This window comes from Denitratisoma oestradiolicum (genome assembly GCF_902813185.1).
GTDB classification, from domain to species: Bacteria; Pseudomonadota; Gammaproteobacteria; order Burkholderiales; family Rhodocyclaceae; genus Denitratisoma; species Denitratisoma oestradiolicum.
In genome coordinates, this window is record NZ_LR778301.1 from 4,011,957 (window position 1) to 4,025,357 (window position 13,401).

Genomic DNA, 13,401 nt, shown 5'->3' on the forward strand with positions numbered 1-13,401 from the left:
GATTGCAGATGTACGGGGCTTTTCTGAACACATGGGGAGTGTGCTAAGAAAAACCCCGCCTCCTTTTGAGAAGCGGGGTTTTGAGTACTACGCCCTCAATCAGCCGAGGGCTAGGGTGCTGGACTGATTAACTAGGTCCGTTTCCTATTATCGTCCTTACACGAGTGTAATAACTTCAGCGGCCAGCGTGGAACTGGCGAGATCAACCACACCAACCAGTTCGATCACCAAATCGACACCGTCAGAGTACGTGGCAGCTGCCGCGTTATCGACGGTAACGTAGGTGTTGCCGTTGTACTGGAACCAGTTGGCAATAGCGTTGCCGCTACCGTTACCCGCGTTGGCTGCATCCAGGTAATTGGCGAATGTGGCTGCACCACCCAGGGTGATTTTGGCGCCCAGGGTCGCTTCTGCCACCAATGTACCTACGCTAGCACCGACCAAGTCGATCTTATCGCCGGCAGCGATACCGATGATCGAAGGATAGTAACCGGCAGCGCTCGTAACATGGTTGACATCGAACGTATCCACACCCGAACCGAAGGTGATGACGTTCAGGCCAGCCATAACTGCCGAGGTCGAGACCGTATTCGTACCGGTACCTACATCCACCGTATTGGCGCCTGCGCCGATGGTGATCGTGTCGTTACCAGCACCACCACTCAGGACGTCATTGCCCGAACCACCGGTAATCGTATCGTTACCAGCACCACCACTGATGGTGTCGGCCTTGCCAGCGGCAGAACTACCGGTCAGCGCGTCATTACCAGCACCACCGGTCAGCGTAACACCGGTCGTTGCCGCGGTCGTGACGGTCACCGCACCACCCGCACCCGTCGCCGTCACACCACTGGCATCAACTTTCGTCAATGCCGTCAGAGTGGAACCAGCCAGACTCAGGCCAGCGTCACCGGAGATGGTGATGGTCTTAGTAGCAGCAACAACCAGCGGGGACACAAATGCGGCCGTAGCAGCTGTCGTATCGGTGTCGTCGGTGGTAATGGTGAGAGTTTCGACGTTGGCGATCGTGTATGCAGCGGAGTTGGTAAAGCCATCGGTCGCGGCAAACTTAAGATTAACGTTGTCCGTGGTACCACTGTCGACTGCGAGAGCAACGCTACCCGCGACGGTAGTCGCCGCCGTTTGTACCAGCGTAAAGTCGGCAGCAGCACCTGACACTGTCAATGCAGCAGTCGAACCAGCGATAGACAAGGTGTTCATTCCATCTGCCTTGGACATGTCGATGGCAGCGGCACCAGCGGCATCACTCAACGACAGTACTTCAAAGTTTGAGACAGTTGCTGCAAAAGCAGTTGAACCCGTCGCAGTGACACCTTGAGCGCGTGTCATCACGATCGTATCAGTACCGTCACCAGCATCTACTGAACCACCCGTACCCATCACGCCAGCATAGGTCACGGTATCATTCCCTGCGCCGGTTGTAATGGCGGTTGTGCCCGAAGCAGACAGGGTAATCGTATCAGCGCCGCTACCACCCACATATTTCTGACCAGCAAGAATTGCGCCGGTGAATTTCACATCACCAGTGCTGGTGCTAGTAATTACAGCAGCCGAATTAAACGTATGACCAGAAACAGTCAGGGCCTTGTCGCCGCTGATGTTCACTGCTTTGGCGCCGGAGGCCGACAGGCTGTTCAGGGTGCTCGCAGCTGTGCCGGCAGCGACGTTCACCGTCGTGTAATCGCTGTCCAGAGTCACTGCGCCCGTGGTGGTGATGCCGTTCAGGTTCAACGCCAGGGTGGTGGCAGTCGCGGTGGTCAGCGCGCCCGAGGTTTCGGCAACACTGGTGCCTTTGCCGGCCAGGGTCAGAGTGGCCAACGCACCAGAATTGATGGTAGCTGCACCGAAGTTCTCCAGGCTGACCGTGGTGATCTTGCCAGCAGCGGTGGCGGAAGTGGAATTCACGTCAGTGATGGTGACATCACCGGCCGCAACGCCCACTACGCCTTGAACAAATGCAGCGCCCTGTGTCGTTACCAACGCATCAATAGCATTTGAAGCATCAGTTTCAGCAAGGTCTGTAACGTTTGAACTAGCGGTAGTACTCGTAAAAGTAATAACACCGCCAACGTTTGCACCACTTGAGAAGCCGGTCAGGGTGCCAGAGTATGTACCAGTAGCTGCAGCACCACCAGTAGTAGCACCAGCAGCCAAACTTGTAAAACCAGCGATCAATTGCGCTTGGGTAGTTACGCCAGTTGATGTATACGTCAATCCGCCAATCGTTACTGATTGACCTGCCGTCAAACCAGTCGCATTGATTGTGACCGCCGTTGACTCGGTTACGGCTGTAACACCCGTAACAGCAGCAACCGGAGCAGACTCCTTGACGGAAACGCTGGTCGTGTCGGCAGTACCAGTCACAGTAACGGCGCTACCGGTGGCCGTGCCATTGGCACCAACGGCTGCTGCGGTGGAGTTCGTCGCAGTTTGCGTAACCGAAACGGTCGTGCCGCCCTTGACGGTGATTGCGCCAACAGCAGAAGCGGAGGCAGCGGAGCCCACGCTCGTAACGGTCACTGCACCGGTGGGTGCAGTAGTGGCGCCCACAGAGATTGTGCCGGTGGTCTGACCTGCGGTCGTGACGGTAGTAGCAGCAGTCCCGTTCAGCGAGATGTTACCGGCCACCTGCGCACTGTCATTCAAAATCAGCGAAGTCAGGCCAGTATAGGTGGAGGCATCCAGGGTATAACCAGCGCCCGAGGTGTTGATCTTGAGGGTTTCAACGTTGGTAACGGTCGCTCCACCGGGTGAAGCTGTACCGATGGTGTTGATGGTCATGGTGTCAGTGCCCGCACCACCATCAATTGTGTCGAATGCAGACCAATTATCGGTCGTGCCGTTAGTACCACCATTGATCGTATCGTTACCCGATCCGCCGGTAATGGTGTCCGAACTGGTGGTGAGCGTATGACTTTGCCATGAAATACCTCCTTGAATCAGTAGCCACTTTTCCGGTTGCGATGATCATCCCATCAATCTTGCTGGGATGATCAAGCGGCAACTGCGCTTACTGAGGAGCGGTGTATTGATTTATTAGGGATATTTCCCTTCCCGGTACCATCCCAGTATCCCATGGGCCTGCAATCCATCTCACAGCCCGCATCGAGGTGGAGTAAGAACCTCCTTGCTATGTAGTCTCAGTGTGACTACAATTTACACTGCCAATTGGACTGGAGGTCCATCATGAATACCGCTGCCGACACCTACGTCCGCGCTCGTATAGATTCCGCTACCAAGGAGCGTGCCGCCACTGCCCTGGAAGCGATGGGCCTGTCCATCTCTGATGCCATCCGTCTGCTGATGCTGCGGGTTGCTGACGAGCGCCGGCTACCCTTCGAGGTCAAGGCTCCGAATACCGTTACTCGGAAGGCTATGGCTGAGTTGGAAGCTGGGAAGGGTAAGCGCTTTGCTTCCGTGGAGGACCTGATGGCGGACCTCCATGCGCACGATTGAGCGATCCTCAGCGTTTAAGCGCGACTACAAGCGGGAAAGCAAAGGCGCCCACCGGGCATCCTTGGACACAGATTTGGTTCACGTTCTCACAGCATTAGTGCATGACAAACCACTACCAGCAAAGCTGCGTGATCACGATCTCAGCGGCGATTGGGCTGGATATCGTGAGTGCCATATCAAACCTGATCTACTGCTGATCTATCGAAAGCCCGATGCAGAGACCTTGAGGCTGGCACGCCTTGGCTCTCACAGTGAGCTTTTCGGCTAACCGAGCCGCTGGCGCGGGGTGGGTTGGTACGGCCAGTGTTGGCCCATCAACAAATCTGACCAACCATGAAAAAACCCCGCCGGAGCGGGGTGAGGGTGAGTCAGTCAACATATGGCCTACGCAAAAATACCTGTCGCCTGTACAGCGGCATTGGCCTTATTTTGCTTCCGAGAATCCAACAGATGGAGATATACAGCAGTCGTCTTCAACTGTGTATGAGCCAAGGCTGCCTGCACATCGATAATGTCAGCGCCGGACTCCAACATCATACTTGCAAACGTGTGACGCAAATCATGGGTGCGCAATGTCGGCAGCCCAGCCCGTTTCCGAACCATTTCCCACGCGGCGCGGCAGGAATGGTAAGGCTTGCCGGTCTTGGGGTTCGGGAATACCCAACATGACGTTGCATTTTGTTGGCGTTTCTTCAACAGGTCGACAACCTCGGCGGCCAGAAATACACTGAAGCCCTGCTTGGCTTTGTCAGCCCAATCGGGTACGGTCAAAGTTCCGCGCTCCAAATCCAACCAGCTCCATTGCATGGACAGCACATTAGACCTGCGCAATCCAGTGGCAGCGGCTACACGGAGGATGTCGAGAAGATCAGGGTTTTCTGATTGCTCTGCGGCGGCCATTAGCCGTTGCAGCTGAGCTGCATTCAGAAATTGGCCAGTCACCTTACGGATCGTTTTCAGTTTGAAGGATTTGGTCGGGTTCTCAACGACGACGTATTTCCCATTTTCAATCGCCACATTGAAAAGATGCCGAATAAGAATCATGATTCGCTTCACCGTACCCTCTGACAAGGTCTTACCCTGCTGAGTCTTCCATCTGCCACCTGCAACCGGTTTGTTCTCCAGTTCATCCTTCAGGACCTGAAGTACCTCCTTGTTGATTTCCCTAAGGCGCATTTGTCCGAGGGCGTCTTGGAGGTGATTTCTGTATATGGAAGCATGGGTTTCAGCGGATCGACTGTTTGATCTTACCTCCGGCATATAGGTATCGAAAAAGAACTCCTCCAGCGTCGGGTTCAGCTTCTTGCGGTCACCAGGCGCCATGATGCCTTTGGCCTTGGCGATATCTTCTAATCGGACTTTAGCCAAGGACCGGGCAGCTTGTGCTGAGATCTCCCCGACTTTGGCAATCTTTTCCTGCCGTTGTTTGCCGTGAGGATCACGGTAGGAAACGATGTAGGCCTTTGATCCGGCCGCTGTTACAACCGCAGCAAAACCAGTCTGTTCTGTATCGAATACTGCAATCCATTTCTTGCCATTCGGAACTTCCAGACGGGACAAAGCAAGTTCGCTGATGTGAAATTTCATGACGGCTTCTCCTAGCCGCACTCATGGCAAAGCGCCGATACCCCGTTGAGGGGCTATCCAGTCGAAACCGTGCGAAATTTGACCTACTGCGTATAGGTTCACGAGCAGCTTTAGCCCCCCGAATACGAACAGGGGGCAATTCGATGTCTCCGGATTCTGAAAAACTCCCATCGCACGCGACTGGATTTTTCAGGTGCAGGGGCCATGGCAAATGCGAACATCAGCCCTTGGGCTGAGGCAAAGGGCGTCCAGCCCGCGCCAGAGCAAAGCCGCGATTGCGGCTGCGCAGCGCCCCAGCGCGAAGAGCACCCGTAGGGCAGTGGCGGACCGGCGTCCGACAGTGGATTTGGCAGCGCCCACGCTGACAAATCTGCCCTATGGGGGGAGCCAACAGACCGGCAATGGCCCGTCCAGGGCCCATTGAGGCGCCCCAAGCGCCGACGGAGTGTTGGGGGGTGGAACAACCCCGGGGCCCCGACCACGGTCGGGCAAGGGGGGCACGTCGCAAATCCCTCGGGCCCCGGCTCACCCCGTGAGACAGGGTAGGGATTTAGCGCGGGGGGAATTTTGGCGACCCTGGTCGGCAACCCCGTGCGGCGGCGTGCGCCCCTTGCCCGAGCGCAGCGGAGGGCCCCCAGCGTGAGCCTGCCCCTAGGCAGGCAATCCCCGTTCTGCCCGTCCAGGGCAGACGCAGAGGGGATGGTCACGTAGCCCTTCCAAGGAAGGGCGCCTCGCCACGAACGCAAAATGCGTTCGTACCTGTCCGTCATAGTGGGCGACGTCGATTCCGGAGCTATACCGGGTATCAACTTGCCCAGGAGCGCCCACCATGACCAATTTTCTTGCAGCTTCCACCACCGCCAATCAGGACCGCGGGCCTCGTGGCAAAGCCGCTGATCACCGGCTCCGCGCAATGATCGCTCTGTCGAGATTGGGTTACGCAAGCACCCGCCAATTGGCTCGGATTGTTTGGGGAAAGATCACGGCATCCAGCCTCCGCCAGGCCCAGCGGTTGATTGCCGTGCTGTCTGACGAGCGGCTGATCGTTGTTCGGCGTGATTCGATGGCATGTCAGCAGATGGTGGCCCTGACGGCCACCGGGGTCCGCTGGCTCTCTTTTGAAATTCCTGGAGACAAGGCCCACGCCCGGGATTGGCTGCGGCATGCTCACGCCCACCGCACAGCCTGTAATAGTGTTTTTGCTGCAATTGGGGCACCCGCCTATGGCTACACGGAACTAGAAATCCAAAGCCAGCAGGCACCCTGCAAAAGCCTTTATCACAAAGTGCCAGACCTGCTAATTGCAGACAGTTCTGGCTGGACCTGGGTAGAAGTTGAACACAGCTATCGAAGTGCCAAGGATTTTGAGAAGGTCATCCAGTGGCTACGCTGGGTGTTTAACCAAGAAAACTCTCCGGTTCGAGAGGTCTGGTTCGTCATCACCCGGCCTGGCGCCAGCACCATCGGTCAGCGACTCCGAACAGCCCTGACCCATCAGGATTTTAGGGATGGCATTCCTCGGCAGATTCGCGAGCTCGATGCCCGGATTCTTTCCCGCCATATCCAGATCTGGAAGCTGGATCACGATAGCCTGGAGCTGGAACCGGTACCGCTGATCCGTTCTGTCAGTTAAGGAGCACTGGCCTTTACTCCCCCCGGCCTGCGGCCGACCCCCAGGGGTAATGGCCGGCGGGGGAAGGGGATGGCCGGGAACGGCTCCAGCCAGTACAGCAGGACCGACAATTCACCCGCGAGGGCTCATCTTCTTCCCCGCTGGCCCCACCCTCAGGGTCGCCGGCTTGCCCGGCGGGGTGGTTTGAGAGGCAAGGAAGGGCGGGCCACCAGCCCCGCCCGACCCGCGCAGATAGAGATTCTTAGGGAATCTTAGAAGGACGGATTGGAATCCGCTGAAACCCTTGTGCCAGAAGGATTTCCATGAATCGCAGCGGGAACGTTATCCAGGGGTTTGGGGAAGGTTAGCCGGGGGTCGGGGGAATGTTGGCCGGGGGGGGAGCGATGGCTGGGCGCTCTCCTGGGTTCCCGACTTGGGCCGGCATATCCAAAACTTCCCCGGGGCGTATTCCTCGACACCCCAGCCAATGTCGGATAGTTCCGCCAGTGCCTTGCGGGCCACCTGCCGGCGCTTCTTCATGGTATCCGGGTTGGCTTGATCCGGCCAGACATAGGAACAGAGGGTATCCAGCATTACCCCTTTCCGCTGCCCGGCATTGATCCAGTGCAACCGCTGGTGCATCAACCGGGCTGGGTCGGACTTCAACGCCCGGACCTCGGCCAGATCAATCCTGAAATACTGCCGATCTCCCAGAATGGACTCGGTCAGTCGGGGATTCAGTGCCACCAGCAGTTGGCCCGATGCCGAGTCGCTGGCATAGCAGGACAAAATCCGGAACCCCATGCGCCGCCCCTCCCGTTCCACAATGATCGATACCTTCCAGAGCCGTTCAATGCATTCCCGAAGCTGGCGGGCATCCTCGATGTCGCTGTAACCAATTTCTCGGGCCAGCTGGCGGAAACTGCCTTTGACCACCAGGGCATCTTGATCGGCGGCATCGGATTCTGCCTCCAACAGCCGCCGCAAAGCCTTGCCTTCATGGGTGGCTGGGGTCGGCGGCAGGACGATGCCTCCGCCTTCTGTCCCACACACAGCTGCCATCGCCACCAAACCCTGAAGCACCCGCAGATCATCAGCCCCCAGGGGTTCCGGACCAGAAAACTCAATCCGATCGCTCCCAGACTGATAAACAACCGAGAGTTTCAGGCGTTTTCGGTCGCCTCGCTTCAGGCTGCGAAACAGGCCAGGAGCCAAGCAATGGGCCGGATCGTGCCGAGCGTGGGTAAGCTCAAAGGGTTTCATAAGCCCTCCCCCGCTTCCGGCCCTGGTTTGCCGGCTGCAAGGACACCGGCCTCAATATCCCACCCTGTCCCCGCTGGTACCACTGGCCGGCCTCTACCTGACCATAGTTCTGTTTGCCGGTCTCGTATCGCACATAAAAACCCCGGTCTCGCTCAGCAATGGGCTGGCCATCAAGGGTCAATTTTTCCGCATCGTCCTGACTCATCTTGACCAAGCTGGCGCAGAACCGGGCATTGTCGATGAGCGCCGAGGCCCCCCGGGCCGCCTGCTGCATGGCACCCTGCCCGGCCAGGGCGGTGGCTTTGCTGGTATGGTGCAGGAAGAGGATCGCTGCTCCGGTTTGGCGTGAAATACTCTCCAGCCGTGCGATCAGCGCGGCCATCTGGCCGTTGTCGTTTTCATCGCTGCCGTGGCACCGGCTCAGGGTATCCAGGATTACCAGTCTCATACCAGCAGCAGCCTTTAACAGGCCCGCATGGAATTTCGGGTCCATGATGTCCGAGCGAATACCCTGCCGAGCCGAAAGAGTCAGGTTCCCGGCGACGGCCTGACGAGTGATAAGGTCGAAGCATTGGCCCAAGTAAAAGAGCCGGCGCTGGATCTCTTCCGGGGGATCTTCAAGGTTCAGGTAGAGCACTTTCCCCTGGCCGTGGATTGCCAAACCAGTTGTATTGGCCTGGGCAGTACCCCCGGCGATGGCGGCAGCCAACTGAAGCGCGAGGAAGGACTTCCCTGCACCTCCAGGGGAAATCAGCGCACCCACCGTACCTACCAGGAAGCCCGGCAGTACAAAATCCTGTCGGGCGGGTTCATGTGAAAAGGCATCCAAAATGTCAATGCGCGGCATGATCAGCCTCCCACCGCAGATAATCCGCGACATCCTTGATACCGGGGGGCGGTAGCCAAAGTCTCACGTCGTCCGTCAGCACCCGCAGCCGCTCCGCCTGACGTTGGTGCTGGGCGTCGGTCCGAGCCTGTATCTCGTTGGTCGACTCACGATCCCGGGCGACGATGACAGTGAAGGCCACTGCCAGCAGGGCCTGGATGTGGGGTTGCTCGATCCAGGCCAGGCAGCCCGCGCCCCCTGAAACAATCACCGTGGGTGGGCTATCTGAATGACGTGTGTGCAGCGCCAGGGCATCGACGCCGCCTTCCACTACCCAGACGGTCTCAGGGCATCCTGGCAGTATCGGGGGGTAAGCCTTGTCACTCCCGGCCAAATCCCGCTTAGGTACAGGATCAGCAGACAAATACCCCCGGCGGGTGGCGCTCCTGGGCTGATCGCCGTCATAGCCAACAAACAGCACCGCCCCGGGGATATAGCGCAGCATGCCGCAGGCCTCGGCCATGTCCAGCGCGGATGGGGCGATGTGGCGGCTGCGCAGATAATCCCGGCCGGCAATTCGGTCAGCTTCAGTCCCCCGAGGCAGGTGCAGGTGTCGTGGGAGCGCGGATGGCTGGGGAGTCGCCGGGATAGCCGCTTGGCCCAGCAAACATTCCAGTGCCGGCTTAAAGCTCAGGCTCAGTACTGCCTGGACCAGGGCAAGGTTGTCGCCAATGCCGGTCCCGTCGCGGTGGCACCAAACCATGCGGCCCCCTTTATCGGTGCCGCGCATTCCGTTCGCAAGCTCGACATGCCTTCCCTGGCGGTGGATTTGGTGGCCCAACAGTTGGGCAACCAGCTCCGCATCCAGAGACCGCGCGACTTCCACCGGCAGCCGCACCGGTGACGTGTGGTGCCGTTTCTTGAAGTGATCCAGACTCATGCCGCCCCTCCCCTCTGGCGATGGGGGTGGGCATCGGCTGCTGAAACCTCATGACCCTGAAAAGTCGCGGCCCCGCAGGGGCCAATCTCACTATCTGTGTTTCGCACAGGACGTCTCCAATGACGCCGGGCGATCAATGTCCAGCGCGGAAATCTTCCGCGCTGGTCTGGTTTGTCCTGTGTGTCGCACTGAGCGACGATTATTTACCTGTGCCCGACTGGGTTTTACCAAGTCAATCTGACTTGGCAGCTGAGTATAGGAAAAGAATGGTGTTTGGCCGGTTCGTATAGCGAAACACACCGTGCCAGCATGAAAAAAACACCGGGGGGCTCCTTGCCTCCCCCCGGTGCCGGGCGCTCGATTACAGCGAAAGATTCAGTTACTTTTTTGGGTGTGGGTGGTCAGCCAGTTCTCGACATCTACCCTTCGGAACCGATGCAAATTGCCAAGTTTGATACCCGGCGGCAAGGATGCTTTCCTGAGGCGGCGCTGATAAATGGCCTCCACGCGCACGCCCAAAACCCTGGCCAAATCTTTGGCCGTCAATAGCTCTTCCATCTCGAAATCTCCTGGTAATTCCCGGCAGTTTTTGCGTCACGCCCGATTGCGTGGCCACCAGGGCATTCCTGCTTGCCGGGAATACCCCCCCTGTGGGGGGCACTACCGTATAGGGAGATTCCTCGGGTTAGCCTGAGAAATATTTCGGGAATGGAAAATCGTGTGCCATCCCGCTCTGCGGCGTGGATGAGCGGGTTTTATTGGTTCAATACACTACACTATCGGTGCCGCGAGAATGTGCATGTCACCGTACTCCGAGTAGGGCATCGTATCTTGCTGAACCTGTAGGAGCAGGTCGTGTCCCAATGATTTCGGCGAGACCCGTGCGTAAATAAAGCATCCAGGCAGGACATCCCTCTCGGCAACTTGCATTACGGATCGCTGTATTGGAGCAACCCAGAAGGTGATCCTGGGTTGCTGAGGGCCGTAAGGATTTTCCAGCACGGCATGATATTGACCACCGGGTTTTTCTGGCTTTGGCGCTTCCACTGGATAGTGTTTGGGGGATGCGAGAAGGTGAGTCGCCACTTGCTGCAAGCGGTCGAGTGTACGGAGGTCAATGCGTGGAATGTTGGTCCTGCGCTTTATTCCATTCAGCACGGGTGTCGGCTTCTTGATCGAGGGATGGAATGTCAGATGTAGATGATCTGCCACGTCATTCCCAGAAAGACCATCAATCTTTTCTGGTGCTGTTGTTGGCTGAAATCTGCCATGGTCAAAATTTCCCATGACCTCAAAGAGGTTTCGACCATTGGAAAAGGCACGGGTAACAAGATCACCGTTGTTTGAGCACCGGAACCAGAGCATGATCCGAGTACGTTCGCCGTCTTTTACATAGAGACGGAACAGGTTGTCAGCAGGAAGATCGTGCACCGGTAGCATTTTTTCCTAACCTACACAAAGACAACGTCTTAAACGGTGAGTTCGGCAAAGTTTTCTGGAGTGCCTTCACGTCGGGAATATCCCCTCCGCCAGTTCTCGCACAGCACCTTCTTCCATCGGCGCCTTTGTCGCCACAACCCATAAATCCAATGCCGACTCACGCCGTCTTCCTGCAATGGTTCTAAATCCAGCGGATTGCAAAGCCTGGGTCAGGCTTTTGAGCGTAAATCCGGACTTGTGAGCCATGTATTCATGGCCAGCAGCCAAAGCTGCCCCATGTCCATACAGAATGTCCAGGGGAGTGATCGGTCCGGCAGGCGATTGATAGGCGGCTTCCGTCAGCTTGTCCTCTGCCACCCAGGCACACACACTCTGCAAATCGGGACAAGTGATAACCGCATACCCCTCCGGCTTAAGCACGCGTAAAAACTCCTTCAGCACAACCGGGACTTCATGAGCATAGACATGCTCAATGTTGTGGGCCGAGTAAATGGCATCAATGCTGTTATCGGCCACGGCAGACATTTCCTGCATGGACCCAATGATGTCTGGTTCATTGCATGGGTCAATATCCAGTCGAAGTTCCGTCCAACCTGACGACCGAAATGCCGCAGGCAGCTTGGCGCCATTATCCCGGTGACCAGTGCCCACATGAAGGATGGTCTTGCTTGTCATGATCTTTTGTTTTTCCTGCGCTTCGATGCTGCGATAGAGGCTCACTAAGATACCTTCAAGATTCCGGGTAAAGCCTGTGACATCCATCAGGGAGCTATCCCGCATCCGTTGCCGCAGGCTTCTTCTCAGGTCGATCAGCCGTTGTCTATCCCCGGCCAAGCTGGCAGCTATACGTACGTAGTCCTCTGCATCCTGAGCCGCCAGTTCGGCAAGGCCAATAGCACAGAGAAAGGCGTAGGTCTGACGGCTCACCACCCGCCCCTGGGGCCAGGTCACCACTGGCACCCCCATCCATAGGGATTCGCAACTGGTCAGCCCGCCGGTAAAGGGGAATGGGTCAAGCGCAATATCGATATCCCCATATTCCTTCAGCAAGTCTGCATGAAAGCTAGGTCCACGCAATTCGACTCGTTCTGCTTCAATCCCTCTTTCGCAAAAGGCGGTCTGGATTGATTGACAAAGGGGTTCGTCATTAAAGGTACGCCACTTCAGCAACAGTCTGGAGTTTGGCACCGCAGTCAGAACCTTGGCCCAAACATCAAAGACACCATCGTTCAGCTTGGCTGTATTGTTGAAGCACCCGAAAGTGATATAGCCATTCTCCTCGAATGGGGGTGGAGCCACATCAAAAGGCGCCCAGGGTACAGGCTGATAGCAGAAGCGTCCTCCTGAAAGTCTCAGGATTGGTTCCACGAATTGAGTCTCGATCCCTGGCGGTGCATGCCACTCATCCAACAAGACAGCATCCAGCGTTGACAGGCCCGTGGTGGCGAAATAACCCAGCCAACTCACCTGCACAGGCGCAGGTCGATGAGCAAAAACAGTCAGTTTTGATCCTGCCGTATGCCCGGAGAGGTCGACCAGGACGTCGATCTGGTCCACTCGTATTTTCTCAGCCAGGCGCTGGTCATCCAGATGGCGAACATCGATGAATTTGCAGTAGCGGCGTATCGTGGCCGTAACCCAGTCGTCCACTGGCCCGGCACTGTAGGCAAAGACAGTTATCCGTTCAGGTTCGTGTCGGGCCAGAACTTCTTTGACGAAAAGACCCACAGTATGCTGGCAAAAATCAGCCGATACATAGCCGATGCGCAATCGTCGATGAGTCAACGCACTCATCGCTGGCCTGGGTCGTGCGCCCCCGGCCTGGGCAATGGCCCAGGCGCCCCAGGTCTTCGCCTGGATCAATCTTGCATCATCACCAATCTCCCCATCGTATTCCTGGCAAACCAAGGCATTCCGTCGCACGACAGGATGATGGGGGGCCTGTTCCAGCAAGGCTGCATAGCGGCGCCGCGTCTCAGCATGTAGGCCCATCTCACGACAGACATTTGCCAGATTGATCTGGCTGGCAATGTCCTTTGGCGTCAGGGACTGGGCTTGCTTAAAACAATCTGCTGCGTCAGTCAGGTAACCCGCGTTCAGCAGCAAGCCTCCTGTTTCCTGGAGTACCTGCTCGTCTTTACGGAAATCCCGGACCAGTATTCGGCAAGTGGCCGTCAGGTCCTGAAATCGGCCCGATAGAGCAAACGCACGGGCCGAATGCAGCAAATCTTCAGCAGAAGACAATGCTTGCTCGCC

11 protein-coding genes and 1 pseudogene are annotated in these 13,401 nt (G+C 57.2%); 3 read left to right on the forward strand and 9 right to left on the reverse strand.

What is annotated here, in order from left to right; genetic code table 11:
* Nucleotides 1-156 precede the first annotated feature (156 nt).
* Complete coding sequence (locus DENOEST_RS18345) at nt 157-2,802, reverse strand: beta strand repeat-containing protein (protein ID WP_145770372.1); 2,646 nt, start codon at nt 2,800-2,802, stop codon at nt 157-159.
* A gap of 66 nt (nt 2,803-2,868) precedes the next feature.
* A pseudogene (locus DENOEST_RS20690) lies at nt 2,869-2,964 on the reverse strand (hypothetical protein); the annotation flags it as partial.
* Nucleotides 2,965-3,207: 243 nt separating this feature from the next.
* Between DENOEST_RS20690 and DENOEST_RS18355 the strand changes: the two are divergent.
* Both DENOEST_RS18355 and DENOEST_RS18360 read left to right on the forward strand, forming a co-directional pair.
* Nucleotides 3,208-3,477, forward strand: coding sequence for a type II toxin-antitoxin system RelB/DinJ family antitoxin (locus tag DENOEST_RS18355; RefSeq protein ID WP_145770371.1), 270 nt, complete (start codon nt 3,208-3,210; stop codon nt 3,475-3,477).
* Complete coding sequence (locus DENOEST_RS18360) at nt 3,464-3,745, forward strand: type II toxin-antitoxin system YafQ family toxin (RefSeq protein ID WP_145770370.1); 282 nt, start codon at nt 3,464-3,466, stop codon at nt 3,743-3,745. The genes DENOEST_RS18355 and DENOEST_RS18360 overlap by 14 nt, the downstream gene beginning before the upstream one ends.
* Before the next feature lie 116 nt (nt 3,746-3,861).
* Here the strand turns inward: DENOEST_RS18360 and DENOEST_RS18365 are convergent, their stop codons facing one another.
* Entirely contained in the window at nt 3,862-5,064 is a 1,203-nt protein-coding gene (locus DENOEST_RS18365; RefSeq protein WP_145770369.1) for a tyrosine-type recombinase/integrase, read from the reverse strand.
* 829 nt (nt 5,065-5,893) lie between these two features.
* Here DENOEST_RS18365 and DENOEST_RS18370 point away from each other — a divergent pair.
* The gene (locus DENOEST_RS18370) at nt 5,894-6,697 is read left to right on the forward strand and encodes a hypothetical protein (RefSeq protein WP_145770368.1); all 804 of its coding nucleotides are present in this window, start codon (nt 5,894-5,896) and stop codon (nt 6,695-6,697) included.
* A gap of 321 nt (nt 6,698-7,018) precedes the next feature.
* On the opposite strand, the gene repC is transcribed toward DENOEST_RS18370, so the two are convergent.
* The 6 genes from repC to DENOEST_RS18400 form a co-directional block, all read right to left on the reverse strand.
* Nucleotides 7,019-7,939 carry a replication protein C, IncQ-type gene (gene repC, locus DENOEST_RS18375; protein ID WP_145770367.1) on the reverse strand — a complete coding sequence of 307 codons (921 nt, stop codon included), beginning with the start codon at nt 7,937-7,939 and terminating at the stop codon, nt 7,019-7,021.
* Nucleotides 7,926-8,786: a helicase RepA family protein gene (locus DENOEST_RS18380; protein ID WP_170228165.1), complete on the reverse strand. Its 861-nt coding sequence runs from the start codon at nt 8,784-8,786 to the stop codon at nt 7,926-7,928. The genes repC and DENOEST_RS18380 overlap by 14 nt, the downstream gene beginning before the upstream one ends.
* Complete coding sequence (locus DENOEST_RS18385; protein WP_145770365.1) at nt 8,773-9,705, reverse strand: toprim domain-containing protein; 933 nt, start codon at nt 9,703-9,705, stop codon at nt 8,773-8,775. Before DENOEST_RS18385 ends, DENOEST_RS18380 begins: the two co-directional genes overlap by 14 nt.
* Nucleotides 9,706-10,080: 375 nt before the next feature.
* Nucleotides 10,081-10,263, reverse strand: a complete 183-nt coding sequence (locus DENOEST_RS18390) for a helix-turn-helix transcriptional regulator (protein ID WP_145770364.1) — start codon at nt 10,261-10,263, stop codon at nt 10,081-10,083.
* Nucleotides 10,264-10,476: 213 nt separating this feature from the next.
* Nucleotides 10,477-11,145 (reverse strand): hypothetical protein, encoded by a 669-nt coding sequence (locus tag DENOEST_RS18395; protein WP_145770363.1) that lies wholly within the window; start codon nt 11,143-11,145, stop codon nt 10,477-10,479.
* Between the two features lie 66 nt (nt 11,146-11,211).
* Nucleotides 11,212-13,389, reverse strand: coding sequence for an O-linked N-acetylglucosamine transferase family protein (locus DENOEST_RS18400; protein ID WP_145770362.1), 2,178 nt, complete (start codon nt 13,387-13,389; stop codon nt 11,212-11,214).
* Nucleotides 13,390-13,401 lie beyond the last annotated feature (12 nt).